The sequence below is a fragment of the Microbacterium sp. TNHR37B genome, from assembly GCF_001620065.1.
GTDB lineage: Bacteria > Actinomycetota > Actinomycetes > Actinomycetales > Microbacteriaceae > Microbacterium.
Genome location: NZ_LQGV01000003.1, coordinates 622,252 through 642,901 on the forward strand (window position 1 = coordinate 622,252; position 20,650 = coordinate 642,901).

Here is a 20,650-nt window from a genome sequence, read left to right on the forward strand (position 1 = left end):
CGTGGGAGGATGCGTCGCCCCCGCCGCGGTTTCGCGGTCCCCACGCGCGTGCTGCTGATCTGCGCCGCTCTCGCCGGCATCCACGCCGTCCTCCACCTGCTCACCCTCCCGCTCCTCAGCGTGCTCGCGCCGGCCGCTCCCCCCGCCTACGCGTTGGTTGCCTCGCTCCACAGCCTCATGCCGTTCCTTGCTCGGAGGGTGACGCGGGTGCCCGGAACGGCGCTGATCACGAGCGCGATCGCGGCGGTGTTCGTCGCCGCGACGAGCTCCCTCGGCCTGATCGCTCTGATTCCGCTGGTCCTCACCGGGGTCGTGATCGACGCGGTCATCTGGACGTCGGACACCGACGGCGTTCGCCGTGAGACCCGCTTCGTCGTGGCGGGTGTGTCCGCCGGGATCGCGCTGTGGGCGGTCTCGCTCACGGTGTTCTCGCCCGACCATCTGACCGCAGCGATGCTGGTCGCCACGCTCGCCGCGCGCGTGGCGGGCGAACTGGCGGTGGTCGCGCTCTCCCGCGCGGTCGCCGCCGCCCTCGCCCGCGCCGGCGTGGGGCGGGCGCGCGCGCCGCAGAGTGGTCAGCCGAAGGGGTCCGGCGAGAGTGGTCAGCCGAAGGGGTCCGGCGAGACGGGATTGTCGTAGCGCGCGGGAGCCGCCATCAGCCCCATGGCTTCGAGCGCCGCGAGCGCCTCTTCCCTCGTCCCGACGTCGAGCTTGCGGTAGAGACCACGGAGCTGCGTCTTGACCGTGTTGACCGACACCGAGAGGTGAGCGGCGAGGTCGATGTTGCTGCTGGCGCCGGGGAGGGCACGGATCAGCGCCAGCTCCCGCGGCGTGAAGGTCGCCGCGTGCCGCGTGGACGGGATCACCCGCGGGAGGCGGGTGGCATCGGCGACGGGAGCGCGCAGGCCACGCTCCCGGGCGATCTCGAGCACGGCGTCGAGAGCATCTGCCGGCAGGAGCACGAGCGCCATTGCCTGCTCCCGTCCGGCGAGGTACTCGAACGCGGCCCGAGTCGCATCCGCTGCCCGCGCACGATCGTCCATCAGCGCCCACGAGGCGGCACGCAGCACGAGGTCTTCCCCGATCACGCGCGCGGAGCGCTCCCCGCTCGCCGCCGTCCCCTCCGCGTCGAGCAGTCGCCGCAACGCCTCCTCCGGCCGCCGACGGGCGAGCTCGATCCGTGCGAGGCCGACGGTCGTGCGCGGCGAGCGGCCGCGTTCGAGAACGGCTTCTGCCGCCACGGGGTTTCCTGCGGCGAGCTCGACGAGCGACCTCGTGCGAGCCAGCCGCGCGACCGTCTCCGCCCCGACCGCGCGACGCCGGTGCTGATGACGGATCTCGGCCTCGAGCTGGAATCGCGTCCGATCGGTGTGCCCGCGCAGCAGCGTCACCACGGCGTCGATGTGTGCCAGCAACGGCCAGTGCTCGATCGTCTCGCGGTGAGGGTCGAGGGCACGGATGTGTCGCTCCGCGGCGTCGGGGTCGAGTCGCTCCAGCGCGCTCATCGCCTGGGCGATGCGCAGGAAGCTCCCCATGTAGCCGTCGCGCCACCCGTCGGGCCAGTCGAGCTCTTCCGCCTGGCGGATCAGCGCGCGAGCCTCGGGCAGGTCGCCCGTCACGGCGAGCGTTCCCGCCGACAGGGCGAGCCCCTGCAGCCCGCCACGCAGGCCACGGGCCTCCCCCACCGCGGTCGATCGCGCGAAGGCGTCCAGAGCGAGGTCGCTGCGGCCGGCGTAGAAGAACGTCGTACCGAACTGGTTGAACAGCGTTGCTTCGGTGCGGCCCAGGTCGTCCCTGTCGCCGGGACCGAGCGAGAGCAACGCGTCGTAGCCTTCGCGGGCGGGGACGAACGCCGACGACATCTGCCCGCTGACGCGCAACGACGCCGTCTCGATCGCCTTGAGCACAGCCCGATCGGCGGGAGAAGCGGCGGAACGCTGGATGCGCGCGCCGTAGCGTGCGAGTGCGAAGTACTCCAGCGCCCGGAGGCGATGACGGCCCGTCCGGTTGTAGTCCAGGGCGAGGAGCGTGGTCAGCAGCGGGTAGCGACGGAGCACCGAGAGGGGGATGTCCCGAAAGAGCTCGCGCAGTTGCGGGCCGTGGTTGCGGAGGAGTTCGTTCCACGACGACCGCACGACCCGCGACGCGAACAGCCAGTCCCTCGCCTCGACGGCGCGTCTCAGGGCCGCGAAGGCGTGCCCGGCGCGGAACTCCCACCGGGCGACCGTCATCGTGAGCTCCTGGATGTTCTCCGCCGCCACGGCGCGGAGCCGCCGCTCGAACGCCTCGCGCACGAGCGGCGTGAAGACGAACACCGGCTGTGACGCCCCCTGCGTCCACAAGCCGATCCCCTCGGCCTCGGCGCGGTCGAGCAGGCTGCGCGCGTCGGCTTCGGCACTTCCGGCCTCCGTCGACCCGAGCGTGTGTCCCGAGGCCGCCATGAGCTGCGCCGCGAGGGCGGCATCGAGGTGTTCGGCGAGGGCCGCCACCGTCACGAAACGCAGGAACGCCTCGTCGACGTCCGGCCCCTCCAGCCGCAGCCGGATGAAGGAGTCGACGACCTCCGGCAGGCTCTCGCCCCCCGGTGAGGCGTTGCGCTCCGCCTGCGACAGCTGCACGAGCTTCGCGAGCAGCGGCACGCCGCCGTGCGCCATCAGCTCTTCGACGAGCGGGTCGGACGGCGACATCCTGAGCATGTCGGCGGCTTCCTCGCGGGTCAGCGCGAGCTCGGCGGCGGTGACCGTCTCGACGTCGAGCGTCACCCCCAGGGCAGGTTCGTCGAAGACCGTCGCGCGACGGGCCGTCAGCCGGAGAAGGAGATGGCCCTCTTCGGCGAGATCGGCCAGCGCCCGCTGGACGGTGCGGTCGAGCCGGTCGACCCCGTCGATCGCGAGCACGAGCGCGTCCCCCATCCGCCGCAGCGCGCCGCGGAGCAGGGTCCACGGGTCAGCCCCCGCGGCGAGCGACTCGGCCGCGAGACCGAGCGGGTCCCCCTCCGAGACCACCCCTTCCACGCAGAGCTCCTCCGCGAGGAGCTGGATGAACTCGGACGCCTCGACGGCAGTGCCGCGCACGCGCAGCCAGAGACCGGCAGACTCCGTCGCGGCGGCCCACTGCGCCATCGCGATGGTCTTGCCGTACCCCGCGGGAGCCCGCGCGATGACCACGGCCGCCTCCCCGGCAAAGCGGTCGCGCAGACGCGGTCGAAAAGTCGCGGAGGCGGGAATGCGCGGCGCGCCACTGATCGCCATATGGTCAGTCACTCCTTCGTGTCCGCCGGCGTGGGTGCGTCGACGGGCCGGAAAAACCCTTAGGCACGGGTCGTGCTCGGGCGCCGATCGGTCTCGCTGCTAGCGAATCGACCCCTCGCGCGCAAGCTGATGCGCAGATCGGCACCCCTTGTCTACCACTGCCGCGTGAACCCGGGTTCGCCGGTTCGCAGATCGACCACGAACCACCGACGCGTGAGATTCCGGGCGCTGGCCCGTCGTGTAGATGAGGACATCCCCAGCCCTCGGCGGAGCGGGTTCGCCCCTGCTCCGGGCACCGCCATGACGGCGCCCGGCAGCACCGCGAGGGAGGAGGAGCGCGCCCCCTGCGCTCCTTCTCCCGCACGCCTGCGGCAGCATCGCGCCGCGGGTGAACGGACGGGTGAAATCACACCCCGCCCCCGCTGTGATCTCGCGGAAGTGCATTTCCTTCTCCCAGGGGGTCGGACGCGTCGTCCGATGCAGGGGGAGAAATGGTTCACGCAAGAGAACGTGCGACCGTGGCATCGCAGGAGCTGTCCAGCCAGGCGAGTGCGCTCGCACGGGCGACGAACGATGGTGATCACGTCGCGGCGTCGACGCTGCTGAGTCAGAGCATGCCGGCACTGCGGAACGCGTCGCGCGCGATCGCCGGACGAACGATGGACGCGGAGGACCTGCTCGCGGCAGCCTTGCTGTCCACATGGGAGAAGTGGACGCAGGGGCGCGGCCCCGTGGAGAACACCCACGCGTACATCACCCAGGCCATGCGCAACCGGGTCCGCGACGAGGTGCGGGCGCCGCGGTCGCGCAACGTCGCGCTCGACACGCTGGGATTCGAGCTGACCCTGCCCGACGAGACGGAACGGGTGCACGCCCTGCTCGACCATGCGATCGTGGCCGTGGCGATGGGCCGCCTCACCGACGAGCAACGGATGCTGCTGACCCACATCGTGGTGGACGGCGAGAAGCCGCAGGCGGTCGCGGGCCACCTCGGCCGCTCGGCGGGGCGGATCAGTTCCGCCCTCTATCGCGCCAAAGCGGCACTGCGCTTCGAGCTCGCGACGGAGTGCCTCCACCGGGCCTGTACCGACGCGGATTGCCGAACGGACCGGGCGAGCGTCGCGCTGCGACTGGCCTCCGGGGCCGCCCTCGTCCTCGAGGACGCTGTGCTCGCTGCCGCCCGCGCGTGCGGCGGGTGCTGGTCGGGAGTTCAGGCGTACACGAATCTCGGTGGACTCGCCGTCGCGGCGAGCATCCGCTGACCCGCGCGCGGTCCGCGGTGATGTTCCACGGACCCGCTCGTCTTGTTAACGACCGACGACGCTCATCGCGTCTCGGTGTCCATCGCACTCGGGGGAGGAACCGGTTCATGAGCACACACAGCGGGGAGCGCAGAGGCGCACCCACACGAGGACGCGCCCGTCGGGCGTGGATGGCGGGGGTGGTCGCCGTCGCCGTCGCGCTGTCGGGGCTGTTCACCGTTCCCCTCGCGGCGCAAGCGGCAACGGGTGACTTCACCCTCACGCTCGATGCGCCCGAGCAGACGGGACCGGGCGGGAACTTCAACTACTCCGCCACGCTGGAGTTCGAAGGGGTCGACAGCGCCAACCCCGCCACGGGTGTCGAGCTGACCACCGTTCTGCCGGCCGGAGTGACGCTGGCATCGGTTCCGACGGGCACCGACTCTCCCGTGGAGTCCTACACGTACGACGCCGCGACGCGGACGCTCGTGCTCACGCTGAAGGACACGACGCAGCCGCTCCTGACCATCGTCTACACGGTGTCTCCCGTCGACTACGCCAACAAGTACGAGGGCATGCCCCTCACCACCTCCATCACCGGCACCGGCGGCCCCAGCGGCCCGGTCACCTCTGAGGAGGTGACGACCACCGTCGTCGGCAACAACGACTACACCGCGAGCAAGGGCTTCGAAGTCGTCACGGGCGGCGACAACCGGACGGTGACCTACCGGTTCAACGTCTACTCGGTGACGCCGTACGACTCCACCACGTTCACCTCGTGGCAGCAGCAGCTCACCGACACGTTCCCCGCGGGCGCCGAGCTGGTCTCGACCTCCGGCGAATTCGACGGCGGCAGCTGGGACACGAGCGCGTGGCCCACCGTCACGTGGACGCGCAACGGACAGTACGGCCCCGACGGCAACCCGCTCGATCGCAGTGGCCAGCGCATCTGGGTGACCGTGCGTTACCCGGCCACGGTGCCCGGGTGGGAGGACGGCGAGCGTCCCCCCGTGAACACCGTGGGACTCGACACGCGCGACGCGAACGGCGTCGCTCACGAGGGCGACGAGGCGACGGTGCAGGGACCGTCCTTCCAGCCCCACGGAGGCACCGGGGTCGTGGGATCCAAGTCCGAGGGCGGCGCGACCTCCGCCGGCTACTTGAGCCACCTCACCTACACGGGCGGCTCGTACGTCGGACCGTCCGATGCCCCCGACATCGACCAGCTCGTGCTGACCGACTCGGGCGCCACGGGTTCTCCCAACGCGTCGTGGTTCTCGCACACCGACATCCAGCAGATCTTCGTCACCTTCTCGACGGGGCTCGCGGCGGAGGACCTGCCCTACCGACTCGAGTACCAGATCAACGGGTCGAGCGCGTGGAACGAGTTCACGGACTTCACCACCTCCAGCGGCCGGACGGGCGAGAGCCTCGTGCTGGCGGTCCAGAACACCGGGTCGGCCGGATGGCAGGCCAACGCACAGCAGGACGTCCTCAACCTCCCCGTGGGCTCGACGCTCACCGGATGGCGACTGACGATCGCTCCCGGCGCCGAGACGGTGCCGGTGAGCTCGGAGGCGAAGGTCCGGATGGGCTTCCAGCCGGTCTTCCGCACGGTCGCGGACGGCATCCAGCCGTCGTCGGCTCCCGCCGGCACCTCGCCCGGCCCGCAGACCAACACGGTCACCGTGACCGGCGGAGACCTCACCGGCGAGGCGTCGAGCACTTTGACGCCCACCGACTCGGTCTACGTCACGACCACCCTGAGCGGCCCCGGCACTCTCTCGGTGGGCGGTGCGAGCGGCGACTACCTGGCAGCGATCGTCAACCAGAACCCGTCGGAGACCTACACCGACTCGGAGCTGCGCGTCGTGCTGCCCTGCGGCGTGTTCTACGACACGACGCAGGCGATCACGCCGGTGCAGTCGCCTCTCGTCGGCATCCCGGCCACGCCCGCGCTCGGCGCAGGCGCGACGGTGGACACCACCGGGCGCGTCACCGGAGCCGACGGATGCGAGCAGCAGGTCGTGCGCTTCGCGTTCGACGAGCTGCCGCCGATGCGCGCTCCGGCGACGGCCAACGACCGCTCCGCGGAGAACAGCGGATGGCGCTATCGGATCCCGGTGATCGCCCTGGCCCAGGCCTACGACCCGGACAACTCGACCCTGCCCGCGTACTCGTACGCGACGGTCGCCGACCCGCGCTTCCTGTCGGAAGCCGACGGCGGCACGGCGGCAGCGACGGTTCCGATGGTGGGCTACGGCCCGTTCTTCGGTGACGACGTGTACGACTTCGACCCGGCGCGGTCGTCGGTCGGCGTCGCCCTGTCGAACGTGTCGATCAACACCGCGGGAGGCCTCCTGATCTCCAAGCTGTCGAGCGCCTCGGAGACGGGCCCGTGGGCCCTGGAGTCCGAGGTCGGAGCGACGTCGTTCTGGCAGATCTACGTCAACGACATCCTGCCCAACCCCGTGAGCGGTGCGGTGTTCTTCGACAAGCTGCCGAGCGTGGCCGACGGCGACGACTTCGACACCCGCCTCGCCGGTGCCGTGACCGGCGCCCCGGACGGTGCGACGGTGGAGTACTCCACCGATGCCACCAGCGCCACGACCGGAACGTGGACGTCGACGGCCGAGGGCGCGACCGCCTTCCGCGTCTCGGTGCCCACGCTCACCAGCGGATCGGATTTCACCCTGACGGTACCCACCGAGAACCTCGGTGACCTCACCTACGGTCAGCGCGACACGAACACGGTCTCGGCGACCGCCACCTACGGCGGCACTCCGGTCCAGTTCGGCTCCAACGAGGCGGCCGTCACCGTCGTCGCGGCCCCGAGCCTGTCGCTGCTGAAGAAGACGAACGGCGTCGAGTACTCGGCCGCACCGGGTGCGTCCGTCGCGGTCGGCTCCGAGGTCACGTGGACGTACGAGGTCACCAACACCGGTGACGTCGCCCTCGACGAGGTCGCCGTCTCCGACGCCTTCACCGACGGCGCCGGCGACACCGGCACGCTCACGGCGACGAGCACGGCGACCGGCCCGCTCCTCCCGGGCGAGACCCGCACGTTCCAGGCGACGGGCACGGCCGTTCTGGGTCAGTACCAGAACACCGCGACGGCCACCGCGACCGCGGTCGACGGCGACGACGCGGCCCTGCCGCAGCAGCCCGAGCCGGCGACCGACGACTCGTGGTACCGCGCGGGTGCCTCCGGGCTGTCGATCGTGAAGACGACCAACGGCGAAGACGTCGACTCCGCTCCAGGCCTCTGGCTGACCCCGGGAAGCGAGGTCGAGTGGGCCTACACGGTGACCAACACCGGTGAGCTGGCGCTGACCGACGTGGTCGTGACCGATGTCGACGCCGACGGCGAGGCGGTCTTCACCGACGTCATCGACAGCCTCGAGTCGGGTGAGAGCGTCACCCTCACCGCCACCGGTACGGCGATCGTGGGCCAGTACCACAACACGGTCACCGCCGAGGCGGACGACCCGGCCGGCGAGGGCACGCTCTCGTCCGCCGACGACTCGTGGTACTTCGGTGTCGAGTCGGGCATCAGCGTCGACAAGCTGGTGTCCACGTCGGAGGACGGGCCGTGGACCGAGACCGTCGAGGTCGCATCCGGTACCGCCACGTACTGGCAGATCACGGTCACCAACACGGGCAACGCGCCGCTCACCGACGTCGTGCTCGACGATCCCCAGCTCGATGAGCGGGTGGAGGTCGGCGACCTCGTCCCCGGCGAGTCCCGCGTGGTGGTACTCGAGCTCGATCGCACCACGGTGGACATCACGAACGTCGCCACCGCGACGGGCAACGATCCCCTGGGCGGCACGATCATCGCCTCCGACGACGCACGCGCGACCGTCGGCGACGAGGACGACGGCCTCGCCGTCACCGGCGGCGTGCTCGCCACCGGTGTCCTGGTGGTCGCGCTCGGGCTGATCGGCGCCGGAGTGCTCCTCGTGATCCGTCGTCGACGCGCCATCGAGTAACACCCCGCCCCCAGCGCAGCGCCCGGCCATCCCTTGCGAGGGGTGTCCGGGCGCTGCGGCGGTCCGGCTGCGGCGGACTCGAAGGTGGCACCACCGGACGAACCCCTACCTGGTTCGAGCCCGTCACGCAACCAGGTCGATGGACGGGGGAGCGACGACTAGAACAGAGCCATGAAGTCCCTCGCGTACGCCGGCGACACCCTCCACACCGGAGACGAGATCGCCTCCGCGGTGCTGGATTACGCCGCTGCCCTCGCCGGCGCTCGCCGAGCCGACACAGTGGTGATCCCCGTGCGTCGAGGGTCGGGGACCCTCGGGTCGGCCGCGCTCCTCCTCGGACCTGCGAGTCAGATCGTGGCCGCGGACACCTCCGAGGGTGGGCCCGAGATCGAGGATGTCGCGGTCGTCGACGACCTCCGGAAGAGAGCCCGCGCCCTCGACTCCCCGACGACCGCGGTGTTCGACGGTGAGCCCCCGGTGATCGTGGATCCCGACGAGTTCGACCTGTGAGTCCTCCCGCGCACGCGGATGATAGGTCCCCGCAGCGCAGTCCATAACCCCCTGCCCGAAGCGGGCCACGTGCGGAAACATGGGGGGCTACCGCAACGATCGGGTGACGTGTCCGAGGATGTGCGCCCCTCGCACCCCCCACGCGCCGCCCGGATCGACAGGACGGAGTCCCCATGGGACGGTTCCATTACGACAACCACACCAAGATCGAGCTCGAGGACCGCGTCCTCAGCCATCTGCAGGTGGTGATCGGCAACAAGCTGCGGCGAGGCGAGGCGTTCTTCTTCACCTGGAAGGAAGACATCAGCGTGGGCGACGGGCGCTACAGCGTCTGGATCCACCCGGAGGGCGACCTGAGCTTCCGCTACTTCGGCAGTCGTCGCCCCTCCCTCAATCGCGCCTGGATCGAGGCCCTCGCCATCACCGCCAACTCCCCCGGTGGCCTCTACATCGTCCCCGAGCCCGCGCCCAGCGCCGAGGCTGCCGAGACCGACGTCCTCGACTGACCCCGTCCGCCCGCGTTCCGACTCCACCCGTGCGCAAAGCAGGCTCCGACGTCCGGAGCCCCGCCGCCGCGTAGGTAAACGACGGGTGCGCCTGCTTTTCGCACAGGTGCGGCCGCGGCGCACGACGGGGTTCGCGCCCGGCGCACGACGGGGTTCGGGCGGGCAGCCCGTGCGAAAAGCAGGCTCAACCGACTGCTGAGCCGCTGCCGCACCCACGTGCCGCGGGTGCGCCTGCTTTTCGCACGCGAACCCGCGGCACGCCCCCCCCGGTCAGCCCTGACGGCTCTGTTCCCCCTCCGGGGATGCGCCTGCCGCGATCGAGTCCGCCGTCTCGCTGGCGCCCGCGACAGCCGGGCGTGTCTCCGAACCGATCGCGATGCTGCGCGGGGAAGCGCCGCCGCGCAGGGGCACCGTCACCGTCAGGACGCCCTTCGTGAAGTCCGCCGAGATCTCGCTCTCGTCAGCCTGCTCCGGCAGCCCGATGCTGCGGTAGTAGCTGGTGGAGCTTTCGCGGACGACATAGTTCTTGCCCTTGTCCTCCTCCTTCTCGCGCCGCTCCGCCTGGATCACCAGGGCCCCGCTGTCGACAGTCACGGAGACGTCCTTCTCGTCGAAGCTCGGCAGATGCGCCTCCACGACGAGCGCGTCATCCCCCTTCGTGTAGACATCGGTCGTCGGAGTCTTTCCGCGGCTCGTGCTCAGGAGGGTGGTGCCGAGGAGGTCCCGGCGGAGCACATCGAGTCCCCAGAAGGGGTCGAACCGTGCCAGATTGCGTGCCATCGTCTCTTCCTTTCGCCTTCGTGGGGCCGAGCGCCCCGGTCCGCTCCTGGGCCACACTCCAGCAGCGCACGACCCAGGGTGCGGCATGTCCGGCGGCGGCAGCAGAGCCTTTGGTCCCCCGGGAACGGGCGGAGCGGCCTCCCGGAGGACCTTCGTCCCTCCCCCGCGGACGAAGCGATCATGATCGCCATGCAGCCCTACTCCTCCACACAATCGTGCGGGGGACGAGCTGCCAGCTCGGCGGCGATGATCGCCGTGATGTCTATCGGCTCCGTCGGCGGAAGATGCAGGTCGCTGGGACTGACTCGATACGCGATGAGCGACGCCGGACGGCTGGTCTTGGGGTTTGTCATGATCCTCCTCACGGCAGTTACGCGTGCGTGGATCACACACCCTCGTCCACAATGCCGCGAGCGTGTAGTGCCATTGGTCCCTCGCGCTGGCCCGTTGCGCGCCCTCGCGACCACCCTTCAGCGCCCGGACCCGGACCCGCTCTGTGAGGCAGGGACCGCGATCTGAGCTCTGGCGCTGGCCGTTCCAAACGAAAACCCCTGCCTCGGCAGGGGTTTTCTGTGGCGGTGACGGTGGGATTTGAACCCACGGTAGGGGGTTACCCTACACAACTTTTCGAGAGTTGCACCTTCGGCCGCTCGGACACGTCACCGCGGAAGAGTTTACGTCATCGGACGGGATGCCGCGAACCCGCCCCATCCGTCGCCGCCCGCCGCCCGTCGCCGCGTCGTTGCCCCGTCGCGCCCCCGTCGCGTGTCCTTGCGGTGATCCCTCGACGCGGGCCAAAGGCAGGCTCGACCGACCCTCCACCGCCCTCCCCGTCTCAACCCGAGGTTCGCGCCTGCTTTTCGCACGCGCGACACGGACCACGCCGCACGCGCACCGCTCACCGCACACGCGGCCCACGGCAGGCCCGCCGTCACCTAGGTTGATGCCATGACCGGATCCTCCCCGACGCGCGAGCGCCTGGTCGTCGCGATCGCGGCGCTGGCCTCGACGGTGGCCTTCCTCGACGGCACGATCGTCAACGTCGCCCTCCCCGCGATCGAGCGAGAACTCGGCGGCGGACTCACGGTGCAGCAGTGGACGGTCGACGCCTACCTCCTCACCCTCGGTTCGCTCATCCTGGTCGCCGGCTCCGTCAGCGATGCGTACGGACGGGTGCTCGTGCTCCGTATCGGCCTCATCGGGTTCGGGATCGCCTCGCTCGGGGTCGGACTCGCCCCCGACCCGCTCGTGCTCGTCATCGCCCGAGCTCTGCAGGGTGCGGCAGGGGCGTTCCTCGTCCCGAGCTCACTCGCGCTCATCACGTCGCAGATCCCCCACGAACGGCAGGCGCGGTCGATCGGGCTGTGGACGGCTCTCACCACCAGCGCCATGCTCGCGGGACCGGTTCTCGGCGGCGTCTTCGTCGACTATCTGTCGTGGCGGTGGGCGTTCCTCATCAACATCCTCCCGATCGCGATCACGCTGTGGCTCCTCGCCCGCTTCGACAGCCGCGACCACCGTCAACCCGATGCCGGCGTCGACGTCTTCGCCGCGATCCTGTGTGCGGCAGGCTTGGGCGGCGTCGTGTTCGCCCTCGTCGAGCAGCCCACCCTCGGCTGGCAGCATCCGGGGGTCTGGGCCACCCTCCTGATCGGGCTCGCTCTGCTCGTCGTCTTCATCCTCCGTCAGCGCACGGCCCGTCACCCGATCCTGCCGCTGTCGCTCTTGCGCATCCGCACGTTCTGGACGGGGAACCTGGCCACGCTGTTCGTCTACGCCGCCCTGACGCTCAACGGCTTCGTGGTCGGCGTCTACCTGCAGCAAGGCGCGGGTCTCTCCGCGACTCTCGCCGGGCTCGCGAGCCTCCCGACGACGGTCCTCCTCATCGCGCTGAGTCCGTCGATGGGGGCGCTGTCGGCGCGGTGGGGTGCCCGCGGGTTCATGACGGTGGGCCCTCTCGTCATGGCCGGGGGTGCGCTCCTCCTCCTCGCTGTCGCCGACCCGTTCGACTACTGGTGGCAGGTGCTTCCCGGGATGGTGGTGCTCGGGATCGGCCTCGGCATCACCGTGTCCCCGCTCACGGCCGCGATCCTCGGCTCCGTCGCCACGGAGCGCTCCGGCATCGCCTCGGCGGTCAACAACGCCGTCGCCCGCATCGCGGGGCTGCTGTCGGTGGCTCTCGTCGGCACGATCGTGGGCGGAGCGCTCGACCTCGTCGGGTTCCACCGCGCGGCGATCGCGACGGCGGTGATGCTCGTCGCGGGTGCCGTGGTCTCCTTCGCCGGGGTCCGTGACTTACCGCAGACACCGGCGACTGACAGACTTGACGCATGAGCGTGATCGAGAACTCCAAACTCACCGTCGTCGGCGCCGGAGCTGTCGGATCGAGCGTCGCCTATGCCGCCCTCATCCGGGGCTCGGCGCGGCACGTCGCCCTGTACGACATCGCGGCCGAGAAGACCGAGGCTGAGGTGCTCGACCTCGCCCACGGCGCCCAGTTCACCGGGTCGAGCGACATCATCGGCGGTGCGGACATCTCGGTCGCGAGGGGCTCGCACGTCGTCGTGATCACCGCCGGGGCGAAGCAGAAGCCGGGGCAGACCCGCACCGAGCTGGCGGGGGTCAATGCCCACATCCTCAAGACGATGATGCCGCAGCTGCTCGAGGTGGCCCCCGACGCCGTCTTCGTCATCGTGACCAACCCGTGCGACGTCCTCACGGTGCTGGCCCAGGAGGCGACGGGACTCCCCTCGGAGCGGATCTTCGCGTCGGGCACCGTGCTGGACACATCGCGCCTGCGCTGGAAGATCGCCCAGCGCGCGGGCGTGTCGATCTCGAGCGTCCACGCGTACATCGTCGGCGAGCACGGCGACACCGAGTTCCCGCTGTGGTCGCACGCCACGATCGGCACCGTCCCGATCCTGGACTGGGTGCCGCTGGACGGCCAGCCGAAGTTCACCGTCGAGGAGCTCGACCAGATCGCCGTCGACGTCCGCGACGCGGCGTACAAGGTGATCCAGGGCAAGGGCGCCACGAACTACGCGATCGGCCTGTCGAGCGCGCGGATCGTCGAGGCGATCCTGGAGGACGAGCACGCCGTCATGCCCGTTTCCACCGTGCTGGACGACTTCCACGGCGTCTCGGGCGTCGCTCTCTCGGTGCCGTCGATCGTCAGCAGCCGGGGTGCGGTGCCGATCCGGGAGACGATGTTCGCCGACGACGAGGTGGAGCTGCTGCAGCACTCGGCGGGCGCGCTGCGCGACGTCGCGGACTCCTTGCGCTGACCGTCCACAGCCCGCGGCTGCGGTGTCGGCGGCGGCGCGTACGCTGAGGCCATGGCTTCCCGACGCACCGCGACGACGACGGCTTACCGTTGCACCGAATGCGGGTGGACGACGTCGAAGTGGGTCGGTCGATGCGGTGAGTGCCAGCAATGGGGCACCGTCGTGGAGGCCGCCACGCAGACCGGAATCGTCACCTCGGTCACGGCGTCGACTCCGTTGCGCGCGGCCCAGCCGATCACGTCGATCGACACGTCCGAGACCCCGAGGCGCACGAGCGGCGTCGGCGAGTTCGACCGGGTGCTCGGCGGCGGGGTCGTGCCCGGTGCCGCCATTCTGTTGTCGGGCGAGCCGGGCGTCGGCAAGTCCACGCTGCTCCTCGAGGTGGCGGCGCAGAGTGCGCGCGCCGGGCGTCGTGTGCTCTATGCGAGCGCAGAGGAGTCGCTCGGTCAGGTGCGCTTGCGCGCCGAGCGCACCGGCGCGCTGCACGACGAGCTCTTCCTCGCGAGCGAGACCGACCTCGCCACGATCCTCGGTCACATCGACGACGTCGCCCCCGAACTGCTCATCGTCGACTCCGTGCAGACGGTGTCGTCCGCGCTCTCCGACGGTGTCGCGGGGCATCCGAGCCAGGTGCGCGAGGTCGCCTCGACGTTGATCCGCATCGCGAAGGAACGCGACCTGCCGGTGATCATCGTCGGGCACGTGACCAAAGACGGTTCGATCGCCGGCCCGCGCATCCTCGAGCACCTCGTCGATGTCGTCTGCCACTTCGAGGGCGACCGTCAGACGTCGCTGCGGTTTGTTCGCGCCCTCAAGAACCGTTTTGGCGCCACCGACGAGGTGGGCTGTTTCGACATGACCGGGGATGGCATCACCGAGGTTCCCGACCCGAGCAGCCTCTTCCTCGGTCACGGCTCCCGCCAACCGGGGTCGTGCATCACGGTGGCCTTGGAAGGGCGCCGCGCGATTCCCGTCGAGGTGCAGGCCCTCACCATTCCGAGCGCCGCGCCCAATCCGCGTCGGATCGTCAGTGGCGTCGACTCGGCCCGGGTGGCCATGATCCTCGCGGTGCTCGAGAAGCGCGCCCGGATCGCCGTCTCCACGCACGACGTCTACGTGTCGACCGTCGGCGGTGTGCGCCTCACCGAGCCGGCCGCAGATCTCGCGATCGCCCTCGCGGTGGCTTCTGCCGTGCGCGATCGCCCCAACCCGCCGCGCCTGGTCGCTGTCGGAGAGCTGAGTCTGTCCGGCGAGATCCGTCCGGTCACCCAGCACGCCCAGCGCCGGGCCGAGGCCGATCGGCTCGGCTATCGCACGGTCGTCGACACGTCGTCGCGGGATCTGGCGGGCGCCCTCACCGACGTCTCTCGTCATCAGCGTCCCGAGCCGGGGGACGAGCCGGGCTTCTAGGTCGGCGGTGCCCCTGGGTCAGACGTCGAGTGCGGCGATGATGTCGGCCGGCGACGCCTGCATCGGGTGCGGGCCGGCGACGTCGAAGATCACCGTCGTGATCTCATCGCCGTGGACGCCGAGGAAGGCGCGCAACCACCCGGGCGACTGCAGCGCCACCGCCGGGGGCAGTGCCGCGGGCTTGTGGGCCGCATCGCTGAAGAGCAGGAGCGCCACCTGGCCGGTGTTCGGATCGCGGAACGTCCACACCTCGCCCGTGTCGAGCGGGTTGTCGCGGGCCCCCGGCTTCATCAACGGGACGACGGTGGGCCCGTGACGGAGCGCGAAGGCCAGCGCGGCCATGTCCTGCGTCTGCAGCGCATCGGCCAGCTGCGGATTGCGGAACTCGATCGGATCTTTGCCGCGGGAACGCTTCTTGCCGGCCATTCCTCCAGCCTACGATCCCTCCCGGCCACACGCGGCGGAGGGCGGGCAAAGAGGTGGGCCCTCTCGATCCCCCCATTGGGGACTGGGAAACTCGAGAGGGCCCTACGCTCACCGCGGGCCGGAGCCTGAGACGAGATCTCTGGGGTTGATCTCGATAACCGGTGCTGGGGACACCGGGGCCAGCCCTGCGGGAGCTAATAACAGAGTACGCATATGAGCGCATGTTTGTGTCCACCATTTGGGGGACAATTCATGAGAATCTTCTCAGCGCCCGGAGTGTCCTCCGGGCCAAAAGCTCTCATCGGAGTCGGAACTGGGCAGCCTCCGAGTCCACGCCACCGATGGAGACGGTGAGCGTGTAGTACCCCGGCAGTGCCTTCTGGCGGTCTTTGCCGCAGGTGTCGACCGACGAGCGGGTGCGATCCCACACGAGCGGCGTGACCGTCGCGACCTCCTTGCCGGGATCGAGCTGCACCACCTGATCACTCGAATCGGACTGGCAGTCGGTCGACCGCCACCAGGTGTCGGAGCCGCTCTCGATGATGAACGACTGCGTCGCCGTCCCGACGTTCATGACGCACGGCGCGTCGCTCTCGTTGACCACGGAGATCGTCAACTGCGGCTTCTCTCCGCCGCCGTAAGACCCTTTGTCGGTCTTCGCCGTCACCGTCACCTCGCCCGGCGAGCACACCGCGATCGAACTCGGCGAGGGGCCGGGTGAGGGCGACGACGGCTTCGGCGAAGCAGGCGCAGAGGGGGTGGGTGCGGACAGGGTGGGCGTGGGGACGCCGGCGGACGCGGTTCCCGTCGGGGTCGCCCGGGGAGTGTCGCGGGGTGCGGCGGTCGGCGCCGCGCCGGCGGGATCTCCCCCGCCCCAGCCACGCCACGGCTGCCAGACGGCGAGCGCGACCGCCCCACCCACGATCAGCAGGAGCACCACGACGACGGCCAGGCGGCGGCGCCGGTACACGGCAGGCGAATGCCGGCGGACGGGTGGCGAGGTCACCCCTTCAGGCTATGTCGAGCCGCCGCGAAGCTCCGACGTGACGCGCGACCGCAGCCGGTCGCGCAGGAGGATCACAGGGTCTTGAGCATGCGGGTGTTGCCGAGCGTGTTGGGCTTGACGTGCGCGAGGTCGAGGAACTCCGCCACACCCTCGTCGGGGCTTCGCAACAGTTGCGAGTACACGTCGGCGTCGACGATCTGCTCGCCGATCGCGACGAAGCCCCGCCGGGAGAAGAACTCCACCTCGAAGGTCAGGCAGAACAGGCGCTGCAGCCCCAGCTCACGGGCGTGCTGTTCCAGCTGCGCGACGATCGCTCCGCCGACGCCGCGGTGGAGCCACCCTTCGTCCACGATCAGGGTCCGGATCTCGCCGAGGTCCTCCCACATCACGTGCAGCGCGCCGCAGCCGATGAGAACGCCGTCGTGCTCGGCCACCACGAACTCCTGGACGGACTCGTAGAGCGTGACGCGCTCCTTGCCGAGCAGGATCCGTCGCTGCACCCACGGCTCGAGGAGGTCGAGGATGCCGCGGACGTCGGAGGTCCGCGCGGCGCGCACCGTGTACTCGAGAGACGCTGTGGTCACCGCACCACTGTATTGCGCCGCCGCGTCTCGCACCGTCGTGCAACGCGCCGACCCGTCTGTCCCCCGGCACGACCCAGCACAGCCCCGCATAGCCACGCGCCGCCGAGACCGGCCGACGTCATGCGCGCCGACACCACCCCTCGTGCCCCCTACGCTGGGAGATCGGGAGGGGACGAGCGTGAGTGTGCTGCGTGACTACGCCGCGGCGGTGGCGCAGCCGACGCTGCCCTTCGACGACGCGCCGCCCGGCTCCGGATCCTCGGGGCGCTACGACGAGGTGGTCGACGAGACCGGGGACCTGCGTCCGGCGTGGAAGTCGCTCGCGACGCGTGCCCTGGCTCTGACAGATCGCGACCTCGCGCGCGTCGACGGTGAGATCACCCGGTTCCTCGCCGACGACGGCGTCTCTTACAGCCGCGGCGACTCCGGTCCCCAGCCGTGGCGGCTCGATCCGATCCCGCTCGTCGTCGATGCGGTGTCCTGGGCACGGGTGGAGGTCGCTCTCGCTCAACGAGCGGAGCTCCTCAACGCGGTTCTCGTCGACCTCTGCGGCCCACAGACCCTCCTTCGCGACAGAGTGGTCCCGGCCGGCGCGGTTGTCGGCCACTCCGGGTTCGTCCGTGCCGTGGCCCGGCCGCGCGCCGCGGACCCGCATCCCCTGCTCCTGACGGCGACCGACCTCGGGCGATCCGCCGCGGGAGAGTGGCACGTCCTCGCCGACCGCGTGCAGGCGCCCTCCGGTCTCGGCTTCGCCGCCGAGAACCGACGCGTCGTCTCCCAGGTACTCCCCGACCTCTACCAGGAGGGCGACCTGCACCGCTTCGAGCCGTACCTCGCGGCCGTGCGCGCGGCGCTCCTGTCATCGGCGACCACGGCGGCGCCAGACCCACGGATCGTGCTGCTCACGCCGGGCACGCTCTCCGAGACCGCCTTCGATCAGGCCTTCCTCGCCGGGGCCCTCGGATTTCCGCTGGTGCAGGGCAGCGACCTCGTCGTCTTCGACGGCTGGGTGTGGATGAAGCCGTCCGGCTGGCCGGCCGCCCGACCCACCGAGCGCATCGATGTCATCCTCCGCCGCGTCGATGCGCAGTGGTGCGATCCACTCGAGCTGCGCGCGGGATCGCGTCTGGGGGTCGCCGGCCTCGCCGAAGCGGTGCGCCGCGGCCGGGTACGCGTGGTCAATGGCCTCGGGTCCGGCGTGCTGGAGAATGCGGCTCTGCTCCCCTATCTTCCGGCCGCGAGCGAGCACCTCCTCGGCGAGCAGCTGCGCATGCCGTCGGTGTCCACCTGGTGGTGCGGAGATCCCGACTCCCTGGCCGAGGTACGACCTCGTCTCGCCGGGGGTGACCCGTCGCTCCTCGTCCGTCCCATCGACGAGTCCCGCCGGTCCCTGGCCGGTCTCACCCCTCCGGAGCTGCTGGAGCGCATCGACGCCGCGCCGCACCGGTTCGCGGTGCAGGACGTGCTGACACTGTCGCAGGCTCCCGCGTGGGGGGCGGCGTCCGTCGCTGCTCAGCCGCTGACGCTCCGCGCGTTCACCCTCCGCCACGGCTCGACCTACCGTCCGCTCGTGGGGGGTCTCGCCACGGTGCGCGAGAGCGCCGATGCCGCCCCGATCACGAAGGACGTCTGGGTTCTCAAGTCGGCGGACACCGATGCCGACCAGGGGCTCCCCGAGGTCGCGCCGCTGGAGACCGTGCCGACGATCCCGGCACTGTCGCCGCGCGCCCTCTCCGACCTCTACTGGACCGGACGCTACGCGGAACGCACCGAGGATCTCCTCCGGCTGCTGCTGGCCGCGCAGGCGGCGTTCGACCAACCCGGCATCGCGGCCGGTGCCGACCGCACGGCGCGGGTGCTGCTGGTCGTCCTCGATCGTCTGGCGGGAACGCGGCACCCCGACGATCCCGAGGCAGATTTCCGCTCCCTCCTCCTGGATGTGGGCAGGCCCGGCGCCGCGGCGCACTCCATCTCGAGGTTGCGGGAAGCGATGGAGGGCGTGCGTGACCAGCTCTCCGGAGACACGTGGCGGGTGTTCTCGAACATCGACAGAGCGTCCCGCGCGCTGCGCAGTTCACCGCACCCGCACCGCACGGCGGAGTCCGCCGGCCGGATGCTCGCCGCCATGCTCTCGCTGTACGGCGTGACGGCCAACATGGTGCGCGACGCCGGCTGGCACATGATCGAGGCCGGACGCCACCTGGAGCGAGGCCTGCAGGTGTGTCAGATGCTCAGCGTCGTGGCCACCGAGCGGCGCGACCTCCGCAGTGATCGCGAGGTGCTCGAGGCTCTCCTCCTCGCTTCCGAGAGCGTCGTCACGTACCGCCGGCGCTACCGCGGGTCGACCCGGACGTCCGACGTGCTGGACCTGCTCCTGCGCGACGCGGACAACCCGCGGTCGCTCCGCTTCGCCCTCGCCGAGGTGCGGCACCACCTCGGGCGCCTCCCGGGGTCGACCGGCTCCACGCGGCCGGAGCGGCTGCTCGACCAGATCGAGAGCGAACTGGCGGGCGTCGACCTCACCGAGCTGTCCGGCGTCGTGGGTGGACGGCGTCCGCAGTTGGCGGCCTATCTCGACGACGTCATCGTGCAGTTGGAGAAGCTCAGCCGCGCGATCGACGACGTCCACTTCGAGAGCGGTCCGCCGCCCGTCCCCCTCTCCGAGCTCTCCCTCATCGAGCTGATGGAGGCTCGCGCATGAAGCGGTATCGCGTGTGGCATCGCACCGCGTACAGCTATGCGAAGCCGGTACAGGACTCGGTGGGCCAGTTCCACCTCCTCCCGCGCGAGCTGGCGTGGCAGCACGTCGAGTCGGCCGGCGTCACGGTGGACCCCGTTCCCGGGGACCTCTCTCCAGATCGGGACTACTTCGGCAACTCCTCCACCTACTTCCACGTGACCGAACCGCATTCGGCGCTCACGATCGAGTCGACGAGCGAGGTCGCAGTCGAGGAGCCGGCGTACGACCCCGACGCGCTGGCGATGCCCTGGGAGGCGGCGCGGCCTCTCGCCCACCCGGCGACCGAGGGCGCCTGGAGGGCGACGGAGTTCGCTCTGGAGTCTCCGCGCGCCCGTCACGACGCCGAGGCCACGGAGTACGCCCGCGCGTCGCTTACTCCTGGCCGCCCCCTGGGCGAGGCGGTGACCGACCTCATGCACCGCATCTTCCGCGACTTCGACTACGACGCCACGGCGACCACCGTCACGAGCACCGTCGCCGACGCGATGAAGGCGCGGGCCGGTGTCTGTCAGGACTTCGCCCACGTCACCCTGGCATGCCTGCGCGGGCACGGTGTTGCCGCGCGTTACGTCTCCGGGTATCTCGCCACGCAGCCGCCCCCGGGGAAGGAACGGGTGTTCGGCGCGGATGCGTCGCATGCGTGGGTGGCCGTCTGGCTCCCCGGTACCGACGAATGGCTCGCGATCGATCCCACCAATGATCAATGGGCCGGGGATCGCTACGTCACGGTGGCATGGGGGCGGGACTACGGCGATGTCGCACCGGTGACCGGCATCATCTATACGAAGGCCAAGACCTCGACTCTGCGCGTGTCGGTCGACGTGGCGCCGCTCTGACATTCCCCCGCCCGCTGCGCGCCACGGTGACGGCGGCGGGACGAGGTGAGCGGCGTCCTCTCAGCGGCCCGCACTACAGTGTCA

At 70.6% G+C, this 20,650-nt stretch carries 16 protein-coding genes and 1 tRNA gene; 10 read left to right on the forward strand and 7 right to left on the reverse strand.

What is annotated here, in order from left to right; translation table 11 throughout:
• Positions 1 to 9: 9 nt before the first annotated feature.
• Positions 10 to 639, forward strand: coding sequence for a hypothetical protein (locus AVP41_RS11025; protein WP_067164304.1), 630 nt, complete (start codon positions 10 to 12; stop codon positions 637 to 639).
• Here the strand turns inward: AVP41_RS11025 and AVP41_RS11030 are convergent.
• Positions 603 to 3,251 carry a LuxR C-terminal-related transcriptional regulator gene (locus tag AVP41_RS11030; protein ID WP_067164305.1) on the reverse strand — a complete coding sequence of 883 codons (2,649 nt, stop codon included), beginning with the start codon at positions 3,249 to 3,251 and terminating at the stop codon, positions 603 to 605. The genes AVP41_RS11025 and AVP41_RS11030 overlap by 37 nt on opposite strands.
• Positions 3,252 to 3,769: 518 nt before the next feature.
• Here AVP41_RS11030 and AVP41_RS11035 point away from each other — a divergent pair.
• The 4 genes from AVP41_RS11035 to AVP41_RS11050 all read left to right on the forward strand — a co-directional run bounded on the left by AVP41_RS11035 (position 3,770) and on the right by AVP41_RS11050 (position 9,500).
• Complete coding sequence (locus tag AVP41_RS11035) at positions 3,770 to 4,513, forward strand: RNA polymerase sigma factor (protein ID WP_197464318.1); 744 nt, start codon at positions 3,770 to 3,772, stop codon at positions 4,511 to 4,513.
• Between the two features lie 107 nt (positions 4,514 to 4,620).
• Positions 4,621 to 8,484: a DUF7507 domain-containing protein gene (locus AVP41_RS11040; RefSeq protein WP_157532460.1), complete on the forward strand. Its 3,864-nt coding sequence runs from the start codon at positions 4,621 to 4,623 to the stop codon at positions 8,482 to 8,484.
• 171 nt (positions 8,485 to 8,655) lie between these two features.
• Positions 8,656 to 8,994 (forward strand): hypothetical protein, encoded by a 339-nt coding sequence (locus AVP41_RS11045; protein ID WP_067164311.1) that lies wholly within the window; start codon positions 8,656 to 8,658, stop codon positions 8,992 to 8,994.
• Positions 8,995 to 9,167: 173 nt separating this feature from the next.
• Positions 9,168 to 9,500, forward strand: coding sequence for a DUF7882 family protein (locus AVP41_RS11050; RefSeq protein WP_067164313.1), 333 nt, complete (start codon positions 9,168 to 9,170; stop codon positions 9,498 to 9,500).
• A gap of 270 nt (positions 9,501 to 9,770) precedes the next feature.
• On the opposite strand, the gene AVP41_RS11055 is transcribed toward AVP41_RS11050, so the two are convergent.
• The 3 genes from AVP41_RS11055 to AVP41_RS11060 all read right to left on the reverse strand — a co-directional run bounded on the left by AVP41_RS11055 (position 9,771) and on the right by AVP41_RS11060 (position 10,944).
• Positions 9,771 to 10,280: an Hsp20/alpha crystallin family protein gene (locus tag AVP41_RS11055; RefSeq protein WP_067164315.1), complete on the reverse strand. Its 510-nt coding sequence runs from the start codon at positions 10,278 to 10,280 to the stop codon at positions 9,771 to 9,773.
• 197 nt (positions 10,281 to 10,477) lie between these two features.
• Entirely contained in the window at positions 10,478 to 10,633 is a 156-nt protein-coding gene (locus tag AVP41_RS16665) for a hypothetical protein (RefSeq protein WP_157532461.1), read from the reverse strand.
• A gap of 220 nt (positions 10,634 to 10,853) precedes the next feature.
• Positions 10,854 to 10,944 (reverse strand) — tRNA-Ser (locus AVP41_RS11060).
• A 284-nt stretch (positions 10,945 to 11,228) separates the two neighbouring features.
• Between AVP41_RS11060 and AVP41_RS11065 the strand changes: the two genes are divergently transcribed.
• From AVP41_RS11065 to radA, 3 genes are read left to right on the forward strand one after another with little or no spacing between them, the layout of a single operon-like run.
• Positions 11,229 to 12,614: an MFS transporter gene (locus AVP41_RS11065; RefSeq protein ID WP_067164318.1), complete on the forward strand. Its 1,386-nt coding sequence runs from the start codon at positions 11,229 to 11,231 to the stop codon at positions 12,612 to 12,614.
• Positions 12,611 to 13,564 carry an L-lactate dehydrogenase gene (locus AVP41_RS11070; protein ID WP_067164320.1) on the forward strand — a complete coding sequence of 318 codons (954 nt, stop codon included), beginning with the start codon at positions 12,611 to 12,613 and terminating at the stop codon, positions 13,562 to 13,564. The genes AVP41_RS11065 and AVP41_RS11070 overlap by 4 nt, the downstream gene beginning before the upstream one ends.
• Before the next feature lie 51 nt (positions 13,565 to 13,615).
• Entirely contained in the window at positions 13,616 to 14,974 is a 1,359-nt protein-coding gene (radA, locus tag AVP41_RS11075) for a DNA repair protein RadA (protein ID WP_067164322.1), read from the forward strand.
• A gap of 18 nt (positions 14,975 to 14,992) precedes the next feature.
• On the opposite strand, the gene AVP41_RS11080 is transcribed toward radA, so the two are convergent.
• The 3 genes from AVP41_RS11080 to AVP41_RS11090 all read right to left on the reverse strand — a co-directional run bounded on the left by AVP41_RS11080 (position 14,993) and on the right by AVP41_RS11090 (position 16,990).
• Positions 14,993 to 15,400 carry a dehydrogenase gene (locus AVP41_RS11080; RefSeq protein WP_067164323.1) on the reverse strand — a complete coding sequence of 136 codons (408 nt, stop codon included), beginning with the start codon at positions 15,398 to 15,400 and terminating at the stop codon, positions 14,993 to 14,995.
• A 298-nt stretch (positions 15,401 to 15,698) separates the two neighbouring features.
• The gene (locus AVP41_RS11085) at positions 15,699 to 16,406 is read right to left on the reverse strand and encodes a hypothetical protein (protein ID WP_231902734.1); all 708 of its coding nucleotides are present in this window, start codon (positions 16,404 to 16,406) and stop codon (positions 15,699 to 15,701) included.
• 71 nt (positions 16,407 to 16,477) lie between these two features.
• Positions 16,478 to 16,990 carry an amino-acid N-acetyltransferase gene (locus AVP41_RS11090; RefSeq protein ID WP_067164326.1) on the reverse strand — a complete coding sequence of 171 codons (513 nt, stop codon included), beginning with the start codon at positions 16,988 to 16,990 and terminating at the stop codon, positions 16,478 to 16,480.
• Positions 16,991 to 17,168: 178 nt separating this feature from the next.
• Here AVP41_RS11090 and AVP41_RS11095 point away from each other — a divergent pair, with 178 nt between their 5' ends.
• Both AVP41_RS11095 and AVP41_RS11100 read left to right on the forward strand, forming a co-directional pair.
• Positions 17,169 to 19,691, forward strand: coding sequence for a circularly permuted type 2 ATP-grasp protein (locus AVP41_RS11095; RefSeq protein WP_067164328.1), 2,523 nt, complete (start codon positions 17,169 to 17,171; stop codon positions 19,689 to 19,691).
• Positions 19,688 to 20,566, forward strand: coding sequence for a transglutaminase family protein (locus AVP41_RS11100; RefSeq protein ID WP_067164330.1), 879 nt, complete (start codon positions 19,688 to 19,690; stop codon positions 20,564 to 20,566). Before AVP41_RS11095 ends, AVP41_RS11100 begins: the two co-directional genes overlap by 4 nt.
• Positions 20,567 to 20,650: the final 84 nt, after the last annotated feature.